Consider the following 24,354-nt stretch of genomic DNA (forward strand, 5'->3'; position numbering starts at 1 on the left):
AGGGATGTGAGTGCTTGCTTAATAAGCAGGCTGCAACTAATATTGTGCGACAAATTTTGCCGCACCAAGTCTTAGTTGGCTCCGAGATAAGCCCTGAGCGCATAGTCTGCCTGAGTCTAGGCGACGCATATTTGATATGACGCAAGTATTCTCGCAGTTTGTTCGTTATAATCGATGATTCAAAAAAGAATCAATCTCACTATTATTCCCGGAGCTTAATTATGCTGTTGAGTGAGCTGTCTTCCGGCCAACGTGCACAAATTCTGGATATGGCTGCCCTGACGCGACCGATTCGTCGCAAGCTGATGTGTATGGGGCTGCTACCTCATAGCGAAATTGAGTTTCTTCGCCAGGCCCCGATGGGCGATCCGCTGCAGATCCGTGCCAGTGGGATCACCCTGGCCGTTCAACGCTCACTGGCCTCGCAGATCCAGGTTGAGGTCGTTGAATGAGCTATCAGCTGGTTACCATAGGTAACCCCAACAGTGGTAAAACCTCTCTGTTTAACGCTCTGACCGGCTCCCGCCAGCATGTGGGAAACTGGAGCGGAGTCACGGTCGATAAGAAAGTCGGTCGTTTTCGCGCCGGTGGTCATGATTATGAGCTGGTGGACCTTCCTGGGATCTACGCCCTGGAGAGCCGGGACTGCTCCGTTGATGAACTGGTTTCCTATCACTACCTGATGAACAACCGCCCGGATCTGGTGGTGAATGTGGTCGATGCCTCCTGCCTGGAGCGCAGCCTCTATCTGACCTTGCAGCTTCGGGAGCTGGGGCTGCCGGTGGTGGTGGTGCTCAATAAGCTGGATGTGATCCGTCACCGGGGGCTCAAGCTGGATGAAGCCTCCCTGGCCAGGGCGCTGGGTTGCCCCGTGGTCTCACTTTCGGCGCGTAATGCCAAACAGACAGCGCAGCTCAAACGGGATATGCATCGCTACCTTGAGTCCGAACAGCAGCCGCTGGTGCTTGATTATGGGTCTGAGGTCGAAACCAGCGCCCGTAAGATAGCTATGCTGCTTGAGGGAGAGCCTTGCCTGGATAAGCGGGGGATCGCCCTGCAGCAACTTGAGTCCGGTTGTCAGCCCTGCCAATGGCTGAATGAAACGGGACGGGATCAGGCGATCAATCTCTACAATAAGCTGCATGTTACATTAGATCTGGATCTGCATTTTGCAGATGTTCGTTACCAGTTTATCCACCAGTACTGTGCTCCCTGCATTAAGCATCCGGCCCGCCTGTCGACCTCGGTGAGTGAAAAGCTTGATCGATTGTTTTTGAATCGCTATCTGGGGATCCCGCTGTTCCTGGCGGTGATGTACCTGATGTTTCTGTTTGCCATCAATGTGGGCAGTGCCTTTATCGACTTCTTTGACCAGATAGGGCAGCTGTTCCTGGTGGATGGGGTGAAGCAGGGACTGGGGGCCATTGGAGCGCCAACCTGGTTGTCGACCATCGCCGGGGACGGGATCGGAACCGGTATTCAGACGGTTCTGACCTTCATCCCTGTGATTGGCTGCCTGTATCTGTTTCTGGCTTTTCTGGAGAGTTCGGGGTATTTGGCGCGGGCTGCCTTCGTGGTGGATCGACTGATGCGACGTATCGGCCTTCCCGGAAAGGCGTTTGTTCCCATGCTGGTGGGGTTTGGTTGTAACGTCCCGGCTTTGATGTCGGTTCGCACCCTGAGCGCGGAGCGTGAGCGTCTCACCACCTCGGCGATGATCCCCTTCATGTCGTGTGGGGCTCGATTGCCTGTCTATGCGTTGTTCGCGGTGGCCTTTTTCCCGCAAAGCGGCCAGAACCTGGTCTTCATTCTCTATCTTCTGGGGATCGCGGTCGCGGTACTCACCGGCTTGCTGCTGCGCAAGACCATCCTGCCCGGAGTCAGTGGCTCCCTGGTGATGGAGATGCCGGACTATGAGCTGCCACGCCTTAAAGATGTGGCTCTTAAGACTCACCATAAGCTCAAGAGCTTCATCTTTGGCGCCGGTAAAACCATAGTGCTGGTGGTAGCGGTGCTGAGTGTCCTGAACTCCCTTGGCACAGATGGCAGCTTTGGCCACCAAAATAGCGAGCGTTCATTGCTCAGTTATGTAAGCCAGCGGGTGACTCCGGTGTTTGCACCGCTGGGGATTGAGCAGGATAACTGGCAGGCAACGGTCGGCATTGTGACCGGGGTCTTTGCCAAGGAGTCGGTGGTTGGGACCCTCAACAGCCTGTATGCCAATCAGCAGGAGGAGCAAAGTCAGGCTCTGGACATCTGGCCCCGGGTTAAGGCTGCATTTGCAACGATTCCGCAGAACCTGGCGGCGATTAATCTGAGCGATCCCCTGGGCCTTAAGGTTGGGGACACCGAAAATCAGCAGGAAGCAGCCAGTGAGCAGGATGTTAGTCAACGCACCTTTGGCTCGATGCAACAGCACTTTGATGGTAAGCATGGCGCCTTTGCCTATCTGTTGTTTATCTTGTTGTATATGCCCTGTGCGGCGGCGATGGGCGCCCTGGTGCGTGAAACGGGTCGCCGTTGGGCACTGTTTGTCGCCCTGTGGTGTAACTTTACCGCCTACTTCTCCAGCGTGCTCTATTATCAGCTGACGACCCTGAGTCAGCATCCTCTGCAAAGCCTGGGTTGGCTGGTGCTGTTTATCCTGTTGATCACCCTGATGTGGTGGCAGCTCAAAAGGCGGGGCGACATATTGACCCGGGAGGCTTTGTCCCTGTGATAGTACGGGAGCTTGGAGCCTATTTGGCGAAACATCAGCGGGTCAGTCGCCAGGAGTTAGCCCGGCATTTTCACTGCAGTGAGGATGCCATAGACGCCATGATGCAGGTGTGGGTCCGCAAGGGGCGGGTACGTTTTATCTCCTCTCAATCCTGTGCTGGCGGCTGCTGTGATCAGCGCAGCCCCGCCTGCTACGAATGGCTGCCCGAGGGAGAGATTGCGGTGAGCCCGCGCTAACAGCCTGGGAAGGCGTTGTTTGTTTTCTTACTCTCTCATGGGCCTTGCCAATCATTTCAATAGGTTTGTGGCTTTCCTGGATATCATCTCGGTCGTGCGGTGGAGCCAAATCTCCTTTATGAGATTTGGTTTAAGCCCTGCGATGGCCACCACCTCTTGTTTCATTGAGAGGGGGCAATCCACCACTATCTTAAAGTGATGGAGATAGCCCCCGGTAAAGGTGAGCGGGATGATCAGGACAGTTGGTTCAGGCTATCCTGAAGAAGCGGATAATTGCTACTGCCTGACGTGAGATCGCTAAATATGGAGATCTTTTCGGGAGATTGATCTTGCATCTGGCTATCTATGCAGTGGTTATACGAGATATATCCCTCGGCTGTCTTGATGGTGAGGCCACGGCTGGTGACCCCAACGATAGAGTAGCTGCCATCGGCATTTTCATTGAAGACGGCACTGCCACTGTCCCCAAAGTCCGTGGCCTGGGATCCACAGGCAGCAAAGAGTCCGGTGGCGTTGTAGTTTTGGGCGTTCGCCAGTGAGCCATCAGGGATCTCTTGTTCAGCAAGCCAGTGGCTGCCCTCTTTAAGGGTTTTTCTGGCTGCTGTGTCCGAAGTGATCTTCACCTTGCCTTCTAGCAGCTTATATCCGGGGTTTGTATCCTGGTTTGCAAATCCTATATCGCGACCATAGCCGGCGATGAGTAGTGTTTGATGAGCCAAGAGCATTTGTGTTTCTGTCAGGTTCATTTCAAGGGGAACATAGGGATGATTGGCGACAGGCTCTGCAAGTTTTATCAGGGCAAAATCATGCAGTTTGCCATCAAAAGGGGTTTGGATGCTGGCAACCTTGGGTAATGGGATCCAGTTGGCCTTCTCATATAGCTGAATCGTACTTGGGCTTGCGATGATCATTTGCTTGGAAGAGGGGTCTTTTGATGTGACACAGTGCCCCGCCGTGAGGATGAGATCATCCTGGATGAAGGTGCCGGTACAGGTGCTCCCTCCATGAATACTGTTATACAGCATCACTATGCTATTGAAGGGGGCTTTATCTGGATTGGCCTGTGTACCATTGTCAATTAATGCCAGGGCATGGCTTGTGAATAAAGGGAAAATAAGCAGTAAATAAAGGGGGCTCCATAGGGCTACTTTTTCTTTCATGGTGAACTCACAATCTATGAATAAAATAAAGGCTGCTAAAAAGTGAGCAGCCTTTAATGATTTATGAAGGCTATCGACTTTAGGATGGAATTTCCTTTAGATAGTTATCCAGCAAGATCCGGTTGTCACTTGCGGTGGTCAAGTCTGTATATTCAGAGATCCGCGTGCCGCTTTGGAGGGTGCCCGTATAATCCATGCACTTAGTATATGAGTAATATCTTCCCTGATAGGGTATCGTGAGCCCTCGGCTTGTGACTCCGATCAGAGTGTATTGACCGTTATCATCATAAAAGACCGGGCCGCCGCTATCCCCATGATCTGTTGACTGGGTAGAGCAGGTTGAGAAGAACTGGCTTTCAGGATAGCCGGACGCATCACTCAGGCCCGAGGCGACGAGTGTCTTAATTGTATTACTATCTGAGGTCGGGGTTTGCTCTCCCTTAAGAAGAACACCCTTGTTAAAGACATCATTGGTATTTTCACTGCGATCGTATGCCATCCAGCCATCCCGGTCTATGAGTCCTCTTCCTATATCTTTATCCCGTGCAGTCGGTTGGTGTTCATAGGCATTTTGATAGGGTAGGTTGATACCATAGCCGGTGGAGAGCAGGGGCTGCTGATTTTTTATGACATCCTTTTTGTATATTGGATGAGTCCCTGAGCTCTGTAGGGCTGCCACCGGGGCGGTTGCCACACTTTGATCTGTGTTATCGAGCGCCAGTACAGCAAAGTCGTGATAGGTACCATTGTAATCAGAATAGACATGGGTCGCATGATACTGATGTGTGCCATCGGCACTGGTGATCGTAAAGGAGTCAGGGGTGATCTTTTGTTGCCCTTTGGCATCTTTAAAAACGCAATGGCCTGCTGTTATAACCGCATTATAGCGAATTAAAGAGCCGGTGCAGGCGGAGGTGCCATCACCCAGATTAATCAGAATCTTTACCACTGCATTGTATGGTGCCGAGCTCAGAGCAAAGGTAGGGACAAGATCACCATTGTCTATTTGGGATGTACCTTGTGAAGCAAAGACTTGACTGCTCATCACAAGAGCGATGCAGGAGGATAATATAGATATCTTGGTCTTAAGTTTCATCTTCATTTATTGTCCTTAATGTTTGATGAATGAAAAGTTTAATTAGCCTATAGAGCATATCTCGCTGGATAAAAGACTCTGTTTGACAGAGCTTTTTATCTGACAAGCGTATAGCGCATGAAAAATATAATGGCTTATAAATGAAATGCCATAGAAATATGTTACAAGATACCTTGTTTATAACGAAGTACCTCAGATCAGGTAAGCAAAATGTAGGTGAAATCTTTAATCCGTTACAGCGGGAGCATCATGCTTTCCTTGCATAACAAAGATATAAAGCCTCCTTGTGTAAGTATTGGTATGAATTGCTAGTGTCGCTGGTGTTTCAAGCGAGAAATCATGCTAGCGCTATTTTATTAGGCAATCAAGTGTCAAAAAGTGCTTTATTCCTTGAAGCAATTAATTATCTTTGCAAATAAACTTAGAAAAAACAGTTTTTAAACTATCATTTCTATTTAATAGATATATATAAGAAAAAAATTCTCTGAATTAACCAAAAATAGTGAATATAGAATTGATAAAAATATAATTCGGAATTCAGTGTGGTTCATCTTTAATCGCAACGTACCCTTATGGGGTTTTTAGTCAGCCTTTTCGTTTTGAAGTGCCTTGAGTGGTGTTCGTATGAGTATTATTTTTGTGCGGCAGTAGCGGCGTAACTCAGGGCATGACTAAGTTGAGCTTTTATACAAAGAGGGGTGGATAGCCCGAACCAGAACAGGTTTGCGGATTATTGACGTCCTCGCTTGGGGAAGGGGAGATCATTAATTTGCATCAATTAATGAGGAGAATTTAGATTCGACTGAAGTATGGCGTAGTTTATTTTTAGACCAAATGAAGCAGGCCGGGCATCAAGGGCCCGGCTTGCCAGAAACATTAAATATGCACCAGTGACATAAATACAGGTAGGGTCACAATTGCAACCAGTGTTCCCAGAATCGTGGCACTGGTACTCTCCTCGGTCAATGTGTTGTAACGTAAGGCAAACATGGTGGTCATGGTGGCCGTTGGCATGGCGCAAAGCAGGACCACCTCTTTGGCGAGTACCCCGCTCAGCCCGAAGACAAGCACCAGCCCCATCATTAACAGTGGATGAATCACGTTTTTGATGACGATGTTTTGCAGAACGGTTTTACTAAAGGTGATGGCGAAGCTGGACATGATAAGGCCAAGAGCAAACAGAGAGACTCCTGATGTGGAGCCGCCAATTAACTTGAGGCTGTGTTCCATGAGCTCGGGTAAGCTCAGGCCGGATAAGGAGAATAAAATACCTAGGACGGGGGAAAAGACCAGGGGCTTTCGGGCAACATTGAGCAGATTTTTCACAATGATCTCACTATAGTTAACCTTTTTGCCGGCCTGGAACTCCAGCAGAATAATCGTCAGGGGATCATCAGAAGGCTGGTAATAATATTACCGATAGCGATCGAGATGAGGGATTTCGATCCCAGGAGCTCGAGAAAAATAGGGATCCCCATGAAGGCCATATCCGGAAAGGAACAAACAAAGGCTGCCTGTCCGGCCTGCTGTATATTACGTCCCAACAGGTACCTGTGGATCAGCAGGGCGATCAGGTACATCCCCATTAATGCCAGGGTAAAGGCGATAATAAATTCACTGTCAAAGAGATCTGCCGGCTTAGAGGTTGCGGTGATCACAAACAGTAAGCAGGGAAAGCTGAAGTTCATGACATAAGTCGCAAAGCTCTTGCTGTGGGATTTATCAATAAAACCCTTGTAGCCTGCAAGCCAGCCTAAAAAAATAACAAAGGCGACAGGGATCAGGGAGTTGAGTATGGTGAGAAACATTGAGAAATTATCCTTTTATAATGATGATCGCCAACACAGGGCGATCAGTGAATGATTTAAAAAATCATAAGAATCAGTATCTTCAAATTTTTGTTAATGAACTGTTGTGGCCAGTTATTCAACCCAAACTGAAGAGATTTGACAATTCACCTTCACCGGATTGCGAACACTCTTGTCGTTATGTATGAAAAATCGCAATAGAGATCTCATTTCTGGCCTGTCGGGCCAGGCTTATAAGGATGGGAGTTAAGCCTCAATGGGCTGTGATACGAGTGAACGGGAGCTCAGGCGAAAAAGAGCTCATCAGACTCTGAGCGGGATTGAAGCACGGCGAGGATGGGCTAATCCAAAATCGAACCTTTGACAGGACTTACGACACAGGATAGACGGCAAGTTGTACCGCGGCCCTGTCGTTGTCTGGATCCTCGGTTGCCGGGACCAGCTCAATCATCTGGATGTAAGAGGCGGGGAGCCCCGCCTGCTCGGCACCAAAGAGCACATGCTGCTTGTACCAGGAGAAGGGTTTGAGACCAGGCTTGGTCTGGATGGCATAATAGCTCCAGGCGGTGCAGTGCTGGCCGGTCATGCTCGAAAGCTCAACTTCTTTTTCAGCATAACCTTTGCCTAATCCTTCGATCTGATCCAGCTCTTTTTTATCGTCGGGGTTCAGTTCATAGAGAACCCCAAGCACGTAGTCTTCGGCTTGTCCGGTATACTGGATATCGCACTTTCCTGACCCATCCTGACCGACCTTGTGAAAGCAAAGCCTGTGCTTTGAGAGCTGGTAAGTCTCTATCGGGGTTGCATCCGGAAGTCTCGCCCTGAGTCTTGGGATCGACATGTTGGAGCCATAGGCAAAATAGTGCATCAGCTCATCCTATTTTTGTTGTTTCGACTTGTGGTATTTATAGCGAATTGATGAGTGAAGCGATAGGCGTAGATTTTTGTTCTGACAACTGCGGTTGCCGGGCTTCGCTTCTGTGATCCGGGCTTAACCTATTATCCCTGAGATCCCGATCGCACATTCAGGGGCGGTCGTGAATAAGCCCTTGAGTTTGCGCTGCCTCTTCATGGACAATGCCTGCCTACGGGGTTTACAAAATAACTTTTTATACGTGGATCTCAGATCCATGTCTTTGCTCGATGTTTACAGGAGTTGTTGATGAAAAAGACCATGTTGGCAGTGATCACTACAGCGGCACTGACGGTTGCTTCCTGGCAGGCTACAGCCAAGGAGATGCCGGTTACCACGGCTCAGCTAGAAAACCAGGCTGTGTTGGCGGTGGACTGGGTCCAGCAATCCGGCGAGTATCGTGCCCTTGCTTACCAGGCCTTTAACAGTGCACGGATGGCGTTTGATGATATCCATAAGCTGGACCTCAATCATGTATCCAAGGTGCATCGCTCAGATAAGCTGAAAAAAGCTGTGGTGGTTGATCTGGATGAGACCATGGTCGATAACAGTGCCTATGCCGCATGGCGGATCAAGCATGGCCAGAGCTACTCCTCCAAGACCTGGCACGAGTGGGAAAAGGCTGGAAAGGCGACGGCAATTCCCGGAGCGGTCGCTTTTGCCAACTATGTGAACTCACATGGTGGCACTATGTTTTATGTGAGTAACCGCTCTCATGCAAGCTATGCAGAAACGGTGAAGAATCTTAAAGAGCTGGGCTTTACCGGGGTCAATGATAAGACGGTATTGCTGAAGACCACCACTTCAGACAAGGCGGCTCGTCGCGATAAGATCACCAGTGAAGGTTATAAGATCGTGATGCTGATCGGCGATAACCTGGATGATTTTGATTCCGATGTGATTCATCAATCCAATAAGGTGCGTCGCGACCATGTAGATGCCAATAAGGCACTGTACGGGATCAAATACATAGTGCTGCCGAATCCAACCTATGGTGGTTGGGAGCCAGGCATGGCCAAGGACTATTTTAAGCTGTCTAACGAAGGCAAAAACAAGGTGCGGCATGACGCCCTGAATGCCTGGGATGGTAAGTAATCCTTTGAATCAGAACGGGTGCCGCAGGGCACCCTTCTCATTGATGTTTTCCCCTCACTTCTCAGAACCAGATTTCCACCTGCACGCCGAAGCTCCACCGACCACCACTGGTAACCCCTGAGCTGGCAAACGCATCATCACTGGCGTAATTATCCAGATCCTTGCTCCAGTCCATATAGGTGGCAAAAAGCCAGACTCAGGACGGCTAAAGAACTTACCGACTCACGAGGTTTTAAAGGTTGGAGCCAGGGTGAGCCTATACAGGCCGCCATTGACAGGGTTACGTCTGTTGTGGCCCCGGGGTCTGAGAGCCATATATTGATTAGTCCTCTCAAAGGCCAATTCAAAGTTCTGATTAATTGCGAACTAATACGATTAAGCCAAGTGTGATGTGACTATCTTTTGTGGGTCGTGTTTCACATCTATTGTTGATGTCTGATTTCACGTCTCACCAACAGGGTGTGTATCCATCCATGGAACCTCTGCTGCCGCATCCTTGCGACAGAAGGTTGGTGACCTTGAAATTAGTACACCTTTGTATGAACAACGGATCTGAGACATAACCCTTTTGTGGTGATTTCTCTAGAAAAGAGGATAGCTGGCATAAAGAGGTTTCTGACACAAGCGCGGCGCAGCATTCTGAGATCTGTACGGCCCGGGTTTGCTATACTCTGGCGCGCAATTTTTACACTTGGCTGAAGAAGGGAGCACTATGAATCGAGTTGTGGCAGTCGATGAGCGTTTACCACTTTTACAAACCATACCACTGAGCCTGCAACATCTGTTTGCGATGTTTGGGGCGACCGTGCTGGTTCCCATCCTGTTTCATATCAATCCGGCAACCGTGTTGTTGTTTAACGGAGTTGGGACTTTGCTATACCTCTATATCTGTAGAGGAAAGATCCCCGCTTATTTGGGCTCCAGCTTTGCCTTCATCTCGCCGGTACTCCTGCTGCTTCCTATGGGTTATGAGCTAGCTTTGGGCGGTTTTATTGTGTGTGGGTTGCTGTTTTGTATCGTGGCCCTGATCGTTAAAAAGGCCGGGCTGAACTGGCTGCATGTGATCTTTCCGCCTGCGGCGATGGGAGCCATAGTGGCTGTCATTGGTCTGGAGCTTGCCGGGGTTGCGGCCAAGATGGCTGGTCTGGTGACGGCGCCCGGAGTGGCGGTTGATTCCAAAACCATTACGGTTTCGATCATCACCCTGGCGGTCACCGCTTTGGGAGCCGTGGTGTTTCGTGGCTTTCTGGCCATCATCCCGATCCTGATCGGCGTGCTGGTGGGCTATGGAGTCTCTTTTGCGCTGGGGATGGTGGATATCAGTAAGATTGCCGAGGCCCACTGGCTGGCGATGCCCACTCTGTATACCCCTAAGTTTGATTGGGTAGCGATTTTGACCATATTGCCGGCTGCGCTGGTGGTGATTGCCGAGCATGTCGGGCATCTGGTGGTGACCGCCAACATAGTGCAAAAGGATCTGCTCAAGGACCCGGGCCTGCATCGCTCGATGTTTGCCAATGGCGTTTCGACCATGCTGTCGGGCTTTTTCGGTTCGACTCCCAACACTACCTATGGTGAGAACATCGGGGTACTGGCGATTACCAAGGTGTTTAGCTGCTGGGTCATCGGCGGTGCGGCGGTGATCGCTATTTTGCTCTCTTTTGTCGGTAAGCTGGCGGCCGCCATCCAGGTGATCCCGGTGCCTGTAATTGGCGGGATCTCTTTGGTGTTGTATGGGGTGATCGCTACCTCCGGCATCCGGATCCTAATTGACTCCAGGGTTGACTATAACCTGCCGAAAAACCTGATCCTGACCTCGGTGATTCTGATTATCGGCGTCGGTGGTGCCAAGATCAATATCGGCAGTGTTGAACTCAAGGGGATGGTGCTGGCTACCCTGGTGGGTATCCTGATGAGCCTTATCTTTAAGGGGATTGAGATCTTAAGAAAAGAGACCCCGGCTAAGGCGGATTGATCGACCCGATATCAGGGAGTAAAAGCTGCCCCATGGGCAGCTTGCAAAGATACTAAGCCGGGCTCTTTTCAGCCGGCTCAGGCTCCATGATCCCAAAGGCAGCAATATAGGTGTTGCAGTAATCGATCACCCCCCGGGGGATGCCCCGGCTGATCAGATCTTGTTGTCGGTAGGGGTACTCCAACACTGGAAGCTGCTCCCTGATCCGTTGTGGCCAGTCCGGATTACCCAGGGCGATCCGCCCCAGCGCCACAAAGCTTGCTCCTGCCTGTAGTACCCTTTGTGCTTTTGCTTTCGAGGTGATCCCCCCGGCCACAAAAATTGGATAATCCTCTCCCAGCGCATTTCTGAAATAGTGTACGACCATCTGCTCTGCATCCGGATATTTTGTCGGAGGCATGCTGGCATCGAGCTGTGAAAGATGTACAAAGTCTAAACCATCGGCTTTTAGCCAGAGCGCGGTCTGAACCGACTCATCCAGATCAAGGCCCGGGCCCTCGGGGGAGAGGCGGGCTCCTATGATAAAGTCGTGAGGAACTTTTGCACGACAGGCCTGAACTACCTCCCGGGCAAAGCGTGCCCGGTTTTCCAGTGTTCCCCCATAGCAATCCTGGCGAAGGTTGGTTTGGGTGCTCAAAAACTGGGTGATGAGATAACCGTTGGCAAAGTGAAGCTCTGCACCATCAAACCCTGCCTGGTAAGCCCGCTCGACGGCTCTGGCGTAGGCTTGGGTCAGGCTCGCTATCTCTTCAAGCCCAAGGGCTCTGGGTTGCTCAAATCCGGGGATATCCAGAGTAAAAGCTGAAGATGACACCGGCTGCTGCCCGATGAGTTCAGCCGGGCTGCGGGATCCGTTGTGGCCGATCTGGATAATGCTCAGGTTATTGTCTGTGTTGATAGTCCTGGCGAGTGTGGTTAGTCCCGGCAGGTTCTCATCCTGATCGATCGCCATCTGATTGGGCCAGCCCTGGCCTGAAGTACTGATGTAACTGACAGGGGTGGTGATCACGCCAAATCCCCCCTCGCGGAAACTTTGTAGCCACTTAAGATCCAGAGCAGAGATGGAGCCATCGGGCTGGCTCAGGGTGGTTGTCATGGGAGCCAGTGCAATACGGTTCCCGGCTTTTTTGCCATTGGCAAAACTAAAGGGGCTAAACAGAGTTGGACTTGGCATGGAGCGACTCCTGCTTGAATGAGTTAGGCCCGTAACCGGACTTCATTGAGTGATGTTTCGACTCTAACAGCTTGATTGTGAATTTATAATCAATAATTATTCAATTAATAATTGTGCTAATCGGGATAATATCGATGCCTTCTGTTGACGCCTTACATGATTTTCTGGCGGTGGCACGTCATCTTAATTTTGCCAGGGCGGCCCATGAGCGGGGCTGCTCTCACTCGGCGATCTCCCGCAGAATCGCTCAATTTGAGGGTGAGCTTGGAGTGGCTCTTTTTGTTCGCAGCACCCGCAGTGTCGTGCTTACCGAGGCGGGTCACTGTTTGATGGAGCGCTCGGTCGCGGTTTTGAACCAGTTCGACGAGCTGTTTGACGGGATCCGCGAATTTAGCCAGCGGATCGAGGGGGAGGTTCGGATCTCCTGCCCCCGACTCTATGCCAATCAGTATCTGAGTGGTTTACTCCCGGAGTTTCGTCAGCTTTTTCCGGATCTGAAGTTACTGATCCAGACCGATGAAGCTTTAACTGATCTGTTTTCATCCGAGATTGATCTGTGTATTCGCCTGAGTGTACCCGGTGACAGTAACCTTGTGTCACGCAAGATCTGTGATGTGGACTACTGGCTGGTGGCATCAAAGGAGTATCTGGCTGAGGGGGAGCAGATCACTGGGGTTGATGATCTCAGAAGCAAGACCCTGTTGCCGCTCAATCGAGAGAGCTATCATCAGCAGTGGCACTTTGAACGAGATGGCCAGCGGCAATCCCTTTCTGTGGTGGACACTCCCCTTAAAACTAATGATGTAGAGCTGCTACTGAGCATGTTGCATCAGGGCCTGGGGATCGGGCTTTTTGCAGAACATCTGGTCCGTGACGATCTTGAGCGAGGGAGACTGGTTCGGCTGCTGCCTGACTACCAGATCGTACCCCATCAGGCGGGTAGTATGCTGCACCTGCTCTATACCCGGGAGCGCTCCCGTTTACTGAGAGTGAGAGTGGTGATCGACTTTTTAATCGAGCGGTTACGCCAGCTTCACCGGGTGGCTTCGATAGCCCCCTGAGATATTCGGCCATCATTTATACTCAAAGTAGTTGTGCTGATGGGTAACAGCAGATGGAAGTACTTGCTCAGGTCCTGGTTGTCCTTGGTGCCCTGTTAATTTCCGGACTCCTGTTTGAACTGATCGGGCGGCAGATCCTGCTACCCAGGGTCACCCTGTTGCTGGTGTTTGGCTCAGTGATCGGTCCCCAGGGTTTCAACCTGATACCGGATGTATTGACGGTTCACTTTGAGCTGGTGGCCAATGTTGCGCTGGTGATGATCGGTTTTTTGCTGGGTGAAAAGCTGACCTTCCGGGCGATGCATAAAATGGGCAAGCGAGTTATCTGGATCTCATTTTGCGCGGCACTGGCTCCAACCATCATAGTGACCTGTGGCCTGCTGTTTGTGGGGCTTCCAGTGGATATCGCAATTTTGCTGGGGTGCATCGCTTCGGCAACGGCCCCGGTGGCGACCGTCGATACAGTGATGGAGTCGGGCTCCAAGGGGCCCTTTGCCGATCTGCTGCTGGCGATCGTCGCTTTTGATGATGCCTGGGCGCTGCTGTTTTTCAGTTTTGGGATCGCGATTATCGGCATCCTGGATGGTGGTAATGGCCTGATGTTCCCAATTCTGCATGCGCTGCGCGATATTGGGGGAGCCTTGCTGCTCGGGATTGCTATCGGGGCACCGGCGGCCTTTCTAACTGGTCGCCTGAGCTATGGTCGTCCCATGCTGACCGAGGCCCTTGGTGTGGTCTTTCTGTGTGGCGGACTGGCGATCTGGCTGGATGTCTCCTTTTTGATCTCAGCCATGGTGATGGGGGCTGTGATCGCCAATTTTGCCCGCCATCACCAGTACCCGTTTCATGCCATCGAGGGGATCGAAGGGCCCTTCATGGTGATCTTCTTTATCCTGGCCGGCGCCTTGTTTGAGTTTGAATCGATACTGATCGCAGGAGGAGTCTGTATCGTGTATATCTCCTGCCGGATCCTCGGAAAAATTGTCGGGGCGGCGATCGGCAGCAGCATCAGTGAGGCAGACCGGGTGACCCGGCGCTGGATGGGGGTGGCCATGCTGCCCCAGGCCGGTGCGGCGATGGGGATGATGCTGGTGGCGATTGAGCTATTTCCCGACTATCGCCAGACTCTGCTCTCAGTGGTTATCGGCTCTACCGTCTTCTTTGAGATCATAGGGCCTGTGTTCACCCGTCTGGCACTCAAGCTTGCTGATCACAGCGAAGGGGACGGCCCCTGACGATTCTCTTAGTTGCAGTTACTCGAAGATAGAGCTGACGATGGTGTTGCGACCGGCAGCCTTGGCCTTATAGAGGTTCTCGTCGGCCTGCTCTATGAACTCCTGGACATGTTCACTGCGCAACCAGGCGCCACTGTGCTCAATCACGCTGGCGCCGATGCTTATGGTCAAATAGTCAGAGCATTGTGAATATTCATGAAGAATCGCCAGCTCCCGCAGTTTGGTTTGCAGAGACTCGAGATAGGCCTGCAGAGGCTGGAGGATCTGTGCCTCTGCGACAATCACAAACTCCTCACCGCCGTAACGGGCAACGAAGTCGGTGGCCCGGATAAAATGCTGGCTGAGGAGCTCTGCAAGCTGGATCAGCACTTTGTCGCCGGCCGGATGGCCGTAATTATCGTTATAAGGCTTGAAATAATCGACATCACAGATGATGAGAGCCAGGCCCGACTGGATGCGGCTGGCCCGTTGCCAACTCTCACGCATATGTCGATCGAAGGCCCTGCGGTTGTAAATCCCGGTCAGGCCATCGGTATGGGCCATCGCCTCCAGCTGCTGTTTTTTAGCCTTGACCCGATCCACCAATCGATTGTAACTCTTGACGAAATGATTGAGCTCTTTGAGGGGAGTGTAGCCATTTTGGATCGGCAGCGGATCGCCCTGGGTGCTGGTGCGACCCACCTGTTTTTGGGTATGCAGCAGGGGTTTGAGAATAAAGTGGTGAAAAGACCAGATCAGGCAGCCTGATAGCATCATCAACCAGAAAAGTAACATGATCTCGCCGCTAAAATACCAGAGTAGTGGGCGCTGATCCTTGCTGATCAGTGTCAGTTGCTGGGAGGGCTCAAGCCTGAGATTACTGAGGTACAGGCGCAGCTGTGGCTGGTTTTGCTTCAGAGCCATGGGGGCGGTCAAGGGCTGTGAGGATAGGTTGCTATCGTAAGGCTCCAGCCGGTAGTCAAGATGACTCTTAAGCGCCAGTTGCCTGAGTGCAATACCGCTGAGCTCGCGGACCAGTAGCAGGTGTTGGCCGTTCGCCAGGGGTTGGGTATCGATAAGCAGCAGGCCATCCTTGAAAGGATACCATCCGCAACGATGATGGGTCGGAAGCCTTGGGGTTTCGCCGAGAAAGGTGCTGAGAGTCTGGCTTAAAGGTGTGGTGCCCCGATTATTTAGATCCCAAAAAATCTGTCCATCATAGATAAAGGCATGGATATCATCGTGAGCCTGGATTCGCTCAAACAGGGGATGATACGTTTGGCTGAGATTTTTCCTGTCGATGCTGGCAATATCCTGTAGCAGGTTAGCCAGTCGCTGCAGTTGCTGTTGCTGTTGCTCCAGGCCACCCCGAAATTCCTGATACTGGAGCTTTAGATGCTGATGGTTGAGGCGTTGCTGATTGGGAAGCTGCCAGATCAATAAAATAGCTAAAAATGCCAGCAGAGCCAGCATTATGTAGACAGCAAACAGCTTATAGGTGAATTGCCTTAACGTGGGCATTCCTGGCCTCTCAATCGACCCCTTGGGTTAAGCATAGCTAATTAGCTGTGTTATCGGGTGGCAGGCAGAAACCTAATCCACCCAGACCACAATATCCCCCGGGATTCTTCGCCAGGTACTGTTGATGATAGGGCTCGGCAAAATAGAAAGAGGGGGCGGTTTCAATGCTGGTGGTAATGGTTGCAGGATGGCCCTTGTCTGCCAGCAGCCTGGAAAATTGGTCTCGGCTGGATTGTGCCTGCTGTCTTTGCTCCGGGGTGAGGGTAAAGATCACCGAGCGGTACTGGGTGCCGATATCTGCACCCTGGCGCATTCCCTGGGTTGGATCGTGCTGTTCCCAGAAAAGCTGGAGCAGTTGTGGGTAACTTACGATCTTGGGATCAAACACCACCTGCACCGATTCTGTGTGTCCGGTGCGGCCGCTGCATACCTCTTCATAACTTGGGTTCGGGGTATAGCCCCCCTGGTAACCGACAGCCGTGCTCCAGACACCCGGCTGTTTCCAGAACAGGCGTTCAGCGCCCCAGAAGCAGCCCATGGCAAAATAGGCGATAGCCATCCCGGGTGGGATCTCTTCCTGCAGAGGGTTGCCGGTGACATAGTGTTGCTCTTCAATTCGAATAGGCTCTGTTCGACCGGGAAGCGCTTGCTCCGGGGTGATCATCTGTTGCTTATCCATGCACTGGCTCCTTAGCTGGAGGAAGCGGTCACCTCGAAAGTTAGCTGTTCGGTAACCGCGGGTCGACTCAGGGGTGTTGCTTGAGGTAGTCCAGGACCACGTCGGCATGTTCTTTGGTCTTGAACTTATTAAAGACGTGGGCTATCTGTCCTTTTTCATCGATGAGAAAGCTGATGCGGTGGATCCCATCAAACTCCCTGCCCATAAATTTCTTGAGTCCCCAGACACCGAATTTTTCGGCGAGCTGATGATCCTCATCGGCCAACAGGGTGAAATTGAGTTGCTGCTTATCTTCAAAGCGCTTGAGACGAGCAGGAGCATCCGGACTGACCCCGACCACCCGGGTGTTCAACGCCTCAAGCTCGCTGTTGATATCCCGCAAGCCACAGGCCTGGGTGGTACAACCTGGAGTCATCGCCTTGGGATAAAAATAGAGCAGCAGCTTTTTACCATGAAAGTCGCTGAGGGAGACTGTTTTGCCTTCCTGGTCTTGCAGGGAGAAGTCAGGGGCCGGAGCACCTGCCTGGAGAGTTTCAATCATCAGGGATCCTTATTTATCTGTCTTTATATCTATCTTTATTGATCGGCCAGGGTGTGAACCTGGAACTGATGGTTTAGAGTACCCAGAGTGTTACACAAATCCAAATACTGTTGATGAGCCGCCTCTATATCACTGCCTTTGGGCAGGCTAAGCTGAAAACGCGCATGCAGGATCTCTGTTTTGGAGGGCTCTTCCACATAGATTTCGGATTGCAGGCTATGAAGTTCTGCCTGGATATCGGTAAAAAACTGGGTGAAGTGCTTGAGTATTCCCGGTGTATCCTGAATCTCAATATTGGCATCCACGCTGTAGCTGTAGCTGCGAAGCTCCTGCTCAGAGGTGCGCTTCATCACGCTGACCAGATCCAGCTCCTGGCTTTTCAGCGGAAGAGTGGCTTCAACCTGAGCCATTGAATTCCAGTTTCCGGAGAGCAGCATCATCAGGGTAAACTCCTGGCCAAAGATGGCAAGACGACTGTCGATGATATTGCATCCACATTCGGCAACATGGGAGGCGATCTGATGGACAATACTGGAACGGTTTTTGCCGATGGCACTCACGACAAGATAGTGACTCATAGCTTAACTATTCTGTTATTTTGTGTGGCACGATAGTAACACAAAAGCCCGTTCGTTCCCGAACGCCTCTTGTATTTATTGAGAGTCAACCGTACCATGGACGGCCAATAATTGGGAGAGCTCATACATGTTGCAAGGTAGCATCGTTGCCCTTATTACCCCCATGACTGGTGACGGTCAGATTGACTACACCAGCTTGCAAAATTTAGTCGATTATCATGTTCGCAGTGGAACCCAGGCGATTGTCGCCGTGGGGACGACCGGAGAGTCGTCAACGCTGGATACCGAAGAACATATCTCAGTGGTTCGCCATGTGGTGAAATACGCTGCAGGCCGGATACCGGTGATCGCTGGCACCGGATCGAATGATACCGCTTATGCCATTGAATTAACCCAGGCCCTCGCCAACAGCGGTGTGGTTGCCGGTTTATCGGTCACCCCCTACTACAATAAACCCTCTCAGGAGGGGCTGTATCAGCATTTTAAAACCGTTGCCGAAAGTAGCGAGCTCCCTCTCATCCTTTATAATGTGCCGGGCCGGACCGGCTGTGACCTTCTCCCACAAACCGTGGCACGGCTGGCCGAGATCCCCAATATTATCGGGATCAAAGAGGCGACCGGTAGCCTGGAACGTCTTCAGGAGATTAAGGCCTGTTGCCCGAGTGATTTTCTGCTGTATAGCGGAGATGATGGGAGTAGCTGTGAATTTATGCTCCAGGGTGGGCACGGTACTATCTCGGTGACGGCTAATGTTGCGGCATCACAGCTCAATACCATGTGTCAGTGTGCACTGGCGGGAGACAGAGAGCAGGCGTTGGCTGCGGATCAGCCTCTGCGCGCTCTGCACCAGGCTCTGTTTATCGACTCGAACCCGGTTCCTATCAAGTGGGCGTGTCATGCGGTAGGCCTGGTTGCGAATGGTCAATTAAGGTTGCCTCTGGTTTCTCTGGCACAGGACAAGGTCCCTGAGCTGGAGCGGGCGTTAGAGTCGGCAGGAGTGAAAGTAGGTGAATAATAAAAAACAGTGTTTGCAACTGGCGGCTGCCGGAGTGCTTGCGATCATCGGGGTGAGCGGCTGTAGCTCCAGCCATGATCTGTCGCAGGCGACAGGCTCGACGGAGTATCTCAATGCCAAGCTGGATACCCAACCCTTTGTGGTACCAACTGGCCTGCAGGCTCCGCAGTTTAATACCCGCTACTATATTCCCGCGGCTGCTGCAGGCACATCAAAAGAGCCAGTCGGTAAGAGTGTCAATATTGAACCGCCGGTCCAGCTGCTACCTGTCGTTAGTGGAAGCCGGGTGGGTCAATCACAAAGTGGAGCCCTGGTCTGGTACAGCAGCACTCAAAGCATCTCTGAGCTAAGTGATACCCTGTGGTCGCTGATGCAGCAAACTCTGAAGGTAACCGACAGCAGCTCTGGGAAACAGGACTATTCACTGGCAACCCCCTGGATTAAATCCTATACCGTACAGCACAACCAGGTTCGCTCAAAGTTTAAGGTGGCTCTCAAGAGTCAGCCGGATCTGCACCGGGTTGGCGTTGAGCTCACCACAGTGGCGGCCGAAGTTTTCCAAAAAGGGTCCTGGCAGGGGATCTCTGTCAATGATTATGCTGCCCTGCAGCAGCGTAACACTTTGATGAATCAGCTTGCGTTTAACTATCAGAATCGATTGAACCAGCAGCTTCTTAAGGCGGCCAGTGGCAGCATTAAGGTGCAGGCGGGCAAAGATAGCAGTGAGCTCAACGCCTGGATCGCCGATGCTCCTTATGAGGTGGTGTGGAACCGTCTTGAGCACCTGCTGCCGGCCCTTGGTTTTACCGTAACCCAGGCTCAGCAATCTCTGGGCGAGTTCAAGCTCGAATACAAGGGCAGTTCCTTGTTTAGTAGTGACAAGGGTAAGCCGCTATCGGCTCTTGATTCAGGTAAGTACCGCTTGCTGCTCGGCGATCTCGGGCAGAAGACCTCGATGACCCTGTTTAGTAAGGAGTCGACGCCGCTCAAGGCTGAGACCTTCGATAAGCTGACCCCGACCGTGGTTAGCGCATTTGCAAAGCAAAATAGCATTAAGCATCAGTAATTTCATTAATGGGGCGTTTCGCCCCATTTTTTTACCCCCCAAAAAGCTGGTTATTCGCGGGTGACAGGTTTTGCCTGTGATGATTAGCATGAAATTGTATATAGGACGCTTCTTATGAGTCTTGCAGATAAAGTTTTGGCCGTGAATGACGATTTGCCGATCCGAACCGAGCTACCGGTTCACAGCGGCAAGGTCCGTAGTGTCTACTGGCTGACCGAGGCGGATAGCCGTCGCCTGATCCAGGAGAAAAACTACGATGTTCCCGCTGATACCCCATTGGCGATCATGGTGATCAGTGACCGGATCTCTGCGTTTGATTGCATCTGGCATGGCGAAGGTGGAATGAATGGAGTTCCGGGCAAGGGCGCAGCCCTTAATGCGATCTCCAATCACTGGTTCGAGCTGTTCCGCGATAAGGGACTGGCCGATAGCCACATCCTGGATATTCCCCATCCGTTGGTGTGGATCGTGCAAAAGGCTAAGCCTGTGATGATTGAGGCGATCTGCCGCCGTTATATCACCGGCTCTATGTGGCGCTCCTATGAGAAGGGAGAGCGTGAGTTCTGTGGCATCGAGCTCCCAGAGGGACTGGGAAGAGATCAGGAGCTTCCCGAGCTTTTAATCACTCCCTCAACTAAGGGCATTCTCAAGGGGATCCCAGGGGTTCCCGAGGCGGATGATGTGAACATCACCCGTGACAATATTGAGCAGAACTACCAGGCCTTTAACTTCCAGAGCAAGCAGGATATCGATACCTACGAGAAGCTACTCAAAGAGGGCTTTGATGTGATCTCTGAGGCTCTGGCGCAGATCGATCAGATCTTTGTCGATACCAAGTTTGAGTTTGGTTATGTGAAGGACAAGAGCGGCCAGCAGAAGTTGATCTACATGGATGAGGTTGGAACTCCTGACTCCTCACGGATCTGGGATGGCCCGTTGTACCGAGAAGGGAAGGTGGTTGAGAACTCAAAGGAGCAGTTCCGCCAGCTGTTGCTCAATCACTTCCCGGATCCGGATATCCTGCTCAACAAAGAGCGGATGGCTGAGCGCAGTGCCCTCGCCAGGGATAATGCGCTGCCGACCGAGGTGCTGATGAAGGTGTCTGAGATCTACTGCGGCATTGCCGAGAAGATCACCGGAAGGACCCTGGAGCTCTCAGACAATCCAAAGGCAGAGATCATCGAGATCCTCAGCAGTCAGTATCAGTTGATTGATTAAATCGACTCAACACTCTTAAAATGGCGCCGCGAGGCGCCTTTTTTATATGTGTCGTGGGGGGCTGGTTTGTGCCTTCGGCACAGGAGCCGGCGGCGCCTTACTTTTGTATCGTCAAAAGTAAGCAAAATCTCACTCCGAAACGATGCGCCCTATATCCCTATAGGCTTCCCCAGTTCAGCATCCTGCTTCTCGCTTTATAGCTGCGCAATTCCGCCCCGACATCGGCCTGCGTGGCTCGGCGTCTATGCCTCGAAGAAGCAATGGCTGCCAATTTGGCATAACCAATTAATACTTGATGGATATTTCAAATCTATACTAAGCTACAGTTTTGTAGGCCTATAATCTTAGAAGTTTCTTATGGAATATAACTACGAATTATATATAAAAGAATCGAATACACTGCTTCCAGTGTTGGAGGGAGCATGTGTGAAAACCATACTCATAAATGTAGTTGATCCTGAGTTTAATGTAGTTTACTTGGAGACAGATAAAGGAGTGTTCTCCTTACAAGGAGAAATGGGTGGTGAGTACTTAGGTGTTCATCGTAGATCCGAGCTTCCTGAAATAACAAATCAAGATGGCTGCATTATATGCAAGCATCAGCCTTTCAACATGTTTGAAGGAAAAACTATTTCTCAGGCTAGGCAGATAGGAGCCGCGTGGCATGGACATGGATATGAATTTAATTTCGAGGGAGTATTTAATAGAACGATGATTGTTCAGTCAATATATTGTGGAGCTCAGCCTAAGGGATTGGGAGACTGTCTTCGCCTTGGAGTTGGATACTATGAAAACGAATGGAGAAAAATTTAGCAAGTAAATCAGGAAGTAGGATGTTCTTGATTCTTTTAGCTTATAGTGACTTCAATTCTGCTATGAGTCTTGATGAGGTGAAATATGGGTAACGAAAAGTACAACCTCTATCTTAAAGATTTAGGGAAATAATGAATATGTCCGAGAGGCTATAAGTGAATATATAGAATCCGGCGGTATTTGACATCCGTTGCTGATGGCTGGTTTCACCATCAGCGGCACGCTGTAAATCCATCCCGAGGATCTCTACTGCCCTGGCTATCATCCCTGATAGCCGGGGCAGTAACCATATTTCACACGCTCAATGGCTCAGTGATCCATCTCACCCCAGTGTCCAGGAGGTTGGAGGTGCTGAAGGCCACATCTTAACTTCGAATAACCGATCTGAGACATGACTCAAAATATGTGCCGTGAGTCGCTTCAACCTGGCTCGGACCTCATTTATTGCAACGGCGCGCAACAAAGCCCACAATCAAACGTGACAGTGAACTTTTGAGCAGGTAAGCGGATGAATAATAAATCATTGATATTCATCACCCTGATTTGCAGTTTAATGAGCTCTGGTTGCAAATATGTGATCAACGCAATGGCATTTCATCCTGACACCAGAAATACGCTACCTTCGGGCTTACTTCCAAAAAATGTCGAGGAAGTTTCTATCGACACAAGTGATCATCTAAAGATAGAGGGTTATTTTATTCCGGATCTGAAATCAGACAAAATCCTCCTCTATTTTCATGGCAATGCCGGTAACATAAGTCATCGACTAGATGATCTGCTGCAGCTCCATCGGATGGGGATCAATGTATTAGGGATCGGTTATCGCGGCTATGGAAAAAGCCAGGGAGAACCAAGCGAAGAGGGGATCTATATCGATGGAAGCTCTGCTTTCCACTATGCTGTTCAGCAACTCGGGTTTAAGGCGGAAAATATCTACATCTTAGGGCGCTCTATCGGCACCACGGTGGCGGTGAATACGGCTCAAAACAAAGAGATAAGAGGACTAATCCTGATTACCCCTCTGACCAGCGCGAAGGATTATGCTCAATCTGGTGGACTGAGTGCTGTCTCATTTCTGGCAGGAGATTCATTTGACAATATCGGTAAAATCGAAAATATCTTATCCCCGGTACTGATCGTCCATGGAGATAGAGACTCAGTGATCCCAATTCATCTGGGTAAGAAACTATTCAATAAGATAAAAGCAAACAAAGAGTTTATCGAGATAGATGGTGCTGGCCACAATAACTTATCAACCACCTACGCAAAAAGTTACTGGTCAGTGATCCAGGGTTTTATCGATAAGAACAACCAAAATAATCTCGACTAACTGCTCGAATGTTTTGGCCTTACTGAATGAAATTTTTCTTGAAGGACAGAAGGTCCCATCAACCTTTGCAGGGAAAGGCTTCCTCCATAGAGCTCATCACGGCATAAAAAGCGGGGTAGTTTTGAGTCTGAGGATGGGCCTTGAGGTAGTTGAGGCTGATATGTGCAGCCTGGCCGGTGGTCATCTCTTTGGGGAAGCAGTAGCTCGTGTTGTAGCCATGAGATACGGCCATCAGTTGGGTCATCGCCTTGATAAACCCGGCACAAAACCCGTACTCGATATCGCTTCCGGTTTTATTACCATCAATATAGTTCTGTACTAATCCCTTGCAGGAGACAAGTAGCCCTTTTCCGGTACCATCCATGCTTTGTACCAGCTCCGAGCCGTGGCCGGCGGTCGGTAACAGCAGGGTCGAGAGCAACACAATCATCTTGAGGTAATCCATCGGTAGTTCCACTTGAGCCATCTCAATTTTTATAAGTGTAGATAGGGTTGGGAGGAGGGGCCATCTGGCTGTAACAAAATGACCTCATAGCTCGCGGACTTGTACCTTCGCCACCAGTGCCGGTCGACGGTCTCGGGTAAAGGCCTTTTCTCAGCATCTGGTCTTTTACGGCATCGATAGCGCCTGCATGCCAGAAGTACCCTGGTCGCCCTTGATGGGATGAAATTTCTTAGGTTGAAAAAAATTTGCATCCTTTTGGGACCTCGTTCGTTTACCTCTATGCAAGGTGAATAACCAATACATTGAGGTGAGAGAAATGCCGAAAATTGAAATTTTTGAACCCGCCGGTTGCTGTGCAACGACAAGTGCAGTGATTGCCGAGGAGTCTATTAAATTCAATGTTGATATTGAGTGGGCCAAAAGAAATAACATTGATATTAAGCGTTATAGCCTGTCTAAAAACCCGCAGATATTTGTTAATAACCCGGTAGTCAGTAAATATCTGCGAAACTTTGGCGCAGAATCACTACCTGTCTCATTACTTGATGGAAATATTGTTCAGTCAGGACAGCTTCCAGCCCGTTCAGACATAGCTCGTTGGGCGGGTATTTCCGTTAATGATGAGGAGTTCGTTTATGGTGATATTCCACCTTGTTGCTGCACTCCCAGACTACCCTAATTTACGTTTATTGATGGT

25 protein-coding genes are annotated in these 24,354 nt (G+C 50.7%); 13 read left to right on the forward strand and 12 right to left on the reverse strand.

The features are described 5' to 3' along the window. The first annotated feature begins 221 nt into the window (after positions 1–221). From DB847_RS08075 to DB847_RS08085, 3 genes are read left to right on the forward strand one after another with little or no spacing between them, the layout of a single operon-like run. Positions 222–452 (forward strand): FeoA family protein, encoded by a 231-nt coding sequence (locus tag DB847_RS08075; RefSeq protein ID WP_108650220.1) that lies wholly within the window; start codon positions 222–224, stop codon positions 450–452. Continuing rightward, a complete protein-coding gene (gene feoB / locus DB847_RS08080; protein WP_108650221.1) occupies positions 449–2,719 on the forward strand; it encodes a Fe(2+) transporter permease subunit FeoB in 2,271 nt (756 codons plus the stop codon). Before DB847_RS08075 ends, feoB begins: the two co-directional genes overlap by 4 nt. Then, positions 2,716–2,955, forward strand: a complete 240-nt coding sequence (locus DB847_RS08085; RefSeq protein WP_108650222.1) for a FeoC-like transcriptional regulator — start codon at positions 2,716–2,718, stop codon at positions 2,953–2,955. The genes feoB and DB847_RS08085 overlap by 4 nt, the downstream gene beginning before the upstream one ends. Before the next feature lie 233 nt (positions 2,956–3,188). Here DB847_RS08085 and DB847_RS08090 read toward each other — a convergent pair whose 3' ends face one another. From DB847_RS08090 to DB847_RS08110, 5 genes are all read right to left on the reverse strand, one after another. After that, entirely contained in the window at positions 3,189–4,115 is a 927-nt protein-coding gene (locus DB847_RS08090; RefSeq protein WP_108650223.1) for a S1 family peptidase, read from the reverse strand. 79 nt (positions 4,116–4,194) lie between these two features. Further along, positions 4,195–5,217: a trypsin-like serine protease gene (locus tag DB847_RS08095; RefSeq protein ID WP_108650224.1), complete on the reverse strand. Its 1,023-nt coding sequence runs from the start codon at positions 5,215–5,217 to the stop codon at positions 4,195–4,197. Positions 5,218–6,087: 870 nt separating this feature from the next. Next, positions 6,088–6,537 (reverse strand): AEC family transporter, encoded by a 450-nt coding sequence (locus tag DB847_RS08100; protein ID WP_159084469.1) that lies wholly within the window; start codon positions 6,535–6,537, stop codon positions 6,088–6,090. Between the two features lie 56 nt (positions 6,538–6,593). Then, positions 6,594–7,019 carry an AEC family transporter gene (locus tag DB847_RS08105; RefSeq protein ID WP_108650226.1) on the reverse strand — a complete coding sequence of 142 codons (426 nt, stop codon included), beginning with the start codon at positions 7,017–7,019 and terminating at the stop codon, positions 6,594–6,596. Positions 7,020–7,389: 370 nt separating this feature from the next. Next, a complete protein-coding gene (locus DB847_RS08110; protein ID WP_108650227.1) occupies positions 7,390–7,887 on the reverse strand; it encodes a gamma-glutamylcyclotransferase in 498 nt (165 codons plus the stop codon). 294 nt (positions 7,888–8,181) lie between these two features. Between DB847_RS08110 and DB847_RS08115 the strand changes: the two genes are divergently transcribed. Continuing rightward, positions 8,182–9,027 carry a 5'-nucleotidase, lipoprotein e(P4) family gene (locus tag DB847_RS08115; protein WP_108650228.1) on the forward strand — a complete coding sequence of 282 codons (846 nt, stop codon included), beginning with the start codon at positions 8,182–8,184 and terminating at the stop codon, positions 9,025–9,027. Positions 9,028–9,088: 61 nt separating this feature from the next. Here DB847_RS08115 and DB847_RS26600 read toward each other — a convergent pair whose 3' ends face one another. Continuing rightward, positions 9,089–9,202: a hypothetical protein gene (locus DB847_RS26600; protein WP_199911773.1), complete on the reverse strand. Its 114-nt coding sequence runs from the start codon at positions 9,200–9,202 to the stop codon at positions 9,089–9,091. A gap of 537 nt (positions 9,203–9,739) precedes the next feature. Here DB847_RS26600 and uraA point away from each other — a divergent pair. Next, a complete protein-coding gene (uraA, locus tag DB847_RS08125) occupies positions 9,740–11,002 on the forward strand; it encodes a uracil permease (protein ID WP_108650229.1) in 1,263 nt (420 codons plus the stop codon). A 52-nt stretch (positions 11,003–11,054) separates the two neighbouring features. On the opposite strand, the gene DB847_RS08130 is transcribed toward uraA, so the two are convergent. Then, positions 11,055–12,176: an oxidoreductase gene (locus tag DB847_RS08130; protein ID WP_108650230.1), complete on the reverse strand. Its 1,122-nt coding sequence runs from the start codon at positions 12,174–12,176 to the stop codon at positions 11,055–11,057. A gap of 134 nt (positions 12,177–12,310) precedes the next feature. Here DB847_RS08130 and DB847_RS08135 point away from each other — a divergent pair, with 134 nt between their 5' ends. Next, positions 12,311–13,237, forward strand: a complete 927-nt coding sequence (locus DB847_RS08135; protein WP_108650231.1) for a LysR family transcriptional regulator — start codon at positions 12,311–12,313, stop codon at positions 13,235–13,237. A 53-nt stretch (positions 13,238–13,290) separates the two neighbouring features. Beyond that, the gene (locus DB847_RS08140) at positions 13,291–14,472 is read left to right on the forward strand and encodes a cation:proton antiporter (protein WP_108650232.1); all 1,182 of its coding nucleotides are present in this window, start codon (positions 13,291–13,293) and stop codon (positions 14,470–14,472) included. Between the two features lie 18 nt (positions 14,473–14,490). Here DB847_RS08140 and DB847_RS08145 read toward each other — a convergent pair whose 3' ends face one another. From DB847_RS08145 to DB847_RS08160, 4 genes are all read right to left on the reverse strand, one after another. Then, on the reverse strand, positions 14,491–15,972 hold the full coding sequence (locus tag DB847_RS08145; RefSeq protein ID WP_108650233.1) for a GGDEF domain-containing protein: 1,482 nt from the start codon (positions 15,970–15,972) through the stop codon (positions 14,491–14,493). A gap of 37 nt (positions 15,973–16,009) precedes the next feature. Further along, positions 16,010–16,651: a peptide-methionine (S)-S-oxide reductase MsrA gene (msrA, locus tag DB847_RS08150; RefSeq protein ID WP_108650234.1), complete on the reverse strand. Its 642-nt coding sequence runs from the start codon at positions 16,649–16,651 to the stop codon at positions 16,010–16,012. Between the two features lie 67 nt (positions 16,652–16,718). After that, complete coding sequence (gene bcp / locus DB847_RS08155) at positions 16,719–17,189, reverse strand: thioredoxin-dependent thiol peroxidase (RefSeq protein WP_108652935.1); 471 nt, start codon at positions 17,187–17,189, stop codon at positions 16,719–16,721. Positions 17,190–17,227: 38 nt separating this feature from the next. After that, positions 17,228–17,770 carry a glycine cleavage system protein R gene (locus tag DB847_RS08160; RefSeq protein ID WP_108650235.1) on the reverse strand — a complete coding sequence of 181 codons (543 nt, stop codon included), beginning with the start codon at positions 17,768–17,770 and terminating at the stop codon, positions 17,228–17,230. 127 nt (positions 17,771–17,897) lie between these two features. Between DB847_RS08160 and dapA the strand changes: the two genes are divergently transcribed. From dapA to DB847_RS08185, 5 genes are all read left to right on the forward strand, one after another. Continuing rightward, a complete protein-coding gene (gene dapA / locus DB847_RS08165) occupies positions 17,898–18,785 on the forward strand; it encodes a 4-hydroxy-tetrahydrodipicolinate synthase (protein WP_108650236.1) in 888 nt (295 codons plus the stop codon). After that, the gene (bamC, locus tag DB847_RS08170) at positions 18,778–19,851 is read left to right on the forward strand and encodes an outer membrane protein assembly factor BamC (RefSeq protein WP_108650237.1); all 1,074 of its coding nucleotides are present in this window, start codon (positions 18,778–18,780) and stop codon (positions 19,849–19,851) included. Before dapA ends, bamC begins: the two co-directional genes overlap by 8 nt. A 114-nt stretch (positions 19,852–19,965) precedes the next feature. Further along, positions 19,966–21,069: a phosphoribosylaminoimidazolesuccinocarboxamide synthase gene (locus DB847_RS08175; protein ID WP_108650238.1), complete on the forward strand. Its 1,104-nt coding sequence runs from the start codon at positions 19,966–19,968 to the stop codon at positions 21,067–21,069. A gap of 357 nt (positions 21,070–21,426) precedes the next feature. Next, positions 21,427–21,882 carry a hypothetical protein gene (locus DB847_RS08180; RefSeq protein ID WP_108650239.1) on the forward strand — a complete coding sequence of 152 codons (456 nt, stop codon included), beginning with the start codon at positions 21,427–21,429 and terminating at the stop codon, positions 21,880–21,882. A gap of 508 nt (positions 21,883–22,390) precedes the next feature. After that, on the forward strand, positions 22,391–23,212 hold the full coding sequence (locus tag DB847_RS08185; RefSeq protein WP_108650240.1) for an alpha/beta hydrolase: 822 nt from the start codon (positions 22,391–22,393) through the stop codon (positions 23,210–23,212). Between the two features lie 58 nt (positions 23,213–23,270). On the opposite strand, the gene DB847_RS08190 is transcribed toward DB847_RS08185, so the two are convergent. Beyond that, complete coding sequence (locus DB847_RS08190) at positions 23,271–23,678, reverse strand: Rap1a/Tai family immunity protein (protein ID WP_159084470.1); 408 nt, start codon at positions 23,676–23,678, stop codon at positions 23,271–23,273. A gap of 295 nt (positions 23,679–23,973) precedes the next feature. Between DB847_RS08190 and DB847_RS08195 the strand changes: the two genes are divergently transcribed. Then, complete coding sequence (locus DB847_RS08195; protein ID WP_108650242.1) at positions 23,974–24,336, forward strand: arsenic metallochaperone ArsD family protein; 363 nt, start codon at positions 23,974–23,976, stop codon at positions 24,334–24,336. Positions 24,337–24,354: the final 18 nt, after the last annotated feature.

It is taken from the genome of Dongshaea marina (assembly GCF_003072645.1).
Classification (GTDB): domain Bacteria; phylum Pseudomonadota; class Gammaproteobacteria; order Enterobacterales; family Aeromonadaceae; genus Dongshaea; species Dongshaea marina.

What these genes read in the sequence shown, in the direction of transcription:
- DB847_RS08075 (WP_108650220.1), top strand. Translation starts at nt 222, where the DNA reads ATGCTGTTGAGTGAGCTGTCTTCCGGCCAACGTGCACAAATTCTGGAT.
- feoB (WP_108650221.1), top strand. Translation starts at nt 449, where the DNA reads ATGAGCTATCAGCTGGTTACCATAGGTAACCCCAACAGTGGTAAAACC.
- DB847_RS08090 (WP_108650223.1), bottom strand. Translation starts at nt 4,115, where the DNA reads ATGAAAGAAAAAGTAGCCCTATGGAGCCCCCTTTATTTACTGCTTATT.
- DB847_RS08095 (WP_108650224.1), bottom strand. Translation starts at nt 5,217, where the DNA reads ATGAAGATGAAACTTAAGACCAAGATATCTATATTATCCTCCTGCATC.
- DB847_RS08105 (WP_108650226.1), bottom strand. Translation starts at nt 7,019, where the DNA reads ATGTTTCTCACCATACTCAACTCCCTGATCCCTGTCGCCTTTGTTATT.
- DB847_RS08110 (WP_108650227.1), bottom strand. Translation starts at nt 7,887, where the DNA reads ATGCACTATTTTGCCTATGGCTCCAACATGTCGATCCCAAGACTCAGG.
- DB847_RS08115 (WP_108650228.1), top strand. Translation starts at nt 8,182, where the DNA reads ATGAAAAAGACCATGTTGGCAGTGATCACTACAGCGGCACTGACGGTT.
- DB847_RS26600 (WP_199911773.1), bottom strand. Translation starts at nt 9,202, where the DNA reads ATGGACTGGAGCAAGGATCTGGATAATTACGCCAGTGATGATGCGTTT.
- uraA (WP_108650229.1), top strand. Translation starts at nt 9,740, where the DNA reads ATGAATCGAGTTGTGGCAGTCGATGAGCGTTTACCACTTTTACAAACC.
- DB847_RS08130 (WP_108650230.1), bottom strand. Translation starts at nt 12,176, where the DNA reads ATGCCAAGTCCAACTCTGTTTAGCCCCTTTAGTTTTGCCAATGGCAAA.
- DB847_RS08135 (WP_108650231.1), top strand. Translation starts at nt 12,311, where the DNA reads ATGCCTTCTGTTGACGCCTTACATGATTTTCTGGCGGTGGCACGTCAT.
- DB847_RS08140 (WP_108650232.1), top strand. Translation starts at nt 13,291, where the DNA reads ATGGAAGTACTTGCTCAGGTCCTGGTTGTCCTTGGTGCCCTGTTAATT.
- DB847_RS08145 (WP_108650233.1), bottom strand. Translation starts at nt 15,972, where the DNA reads ATGCCCACGTTAAGGCAATTCACCTATAAGCTGTTTGCTGTCTACATA.
- msrA (WP_108650234.1), bottom strand. Translation starts at nt 16,651, where the DNA reads ATGGATAAGCAACAGATGATCACCCCGGAGCAAGCGCTTCCCGGTCGA.
- DB847_RS08160 (WP_108650235.1), bottom strand. Translation starts at nt 17,770, where the DNA reads ATGAGTCACTATCTTGTCGTGAGTGCCATCGGCAAAAACCGTTCCAGT.
- dapA (WP_108650236.1), top strand. Translation starts at nt 17,898, where the DNA reads ATGTTGCAAGGTAGCATCGTTGCCCTTATTACCCCCATGACTGGTGAC.
- DB847_RS08175 (WP_108650238.1), top strand. Translation starts at nt 19,966, where the DNA reads ATGAGTCTTGCAGATAAAGTTTTGGCCGTGAATGACGATTTGCCGATC.
- DB847_RS08180 (WP_108650239.1), top strand. Translation starts at nt 21,427, where the DNA reads ATGGAATATAACTACGAATTATATATAAAAGAATCGAATACACTGCTT.
- DB847_RS08185 (WP_108650240.1), top strand. Translation starts at nt 22,391, where the DNA reads ATGAATAATAAATCATTGATATTCATCACCCTGATTTGCAGTTTAATG.
- DB847_RS08190 (WP_159084470.1), bottom strand. Translation starts at nt 23,678, where the DNA reads ATGGCTCAAGTGGAACTACCGATGGATTACCTCAAGATGATTGTGTTG.
- DB847_RS08195 (WP_108650242.1), top strand. Translation starts at nt 23,974, where the DNA reads ATGCCGAAAATTGAAATTTTTGAACCCGCCGGTTGCTGTGCAACGACA.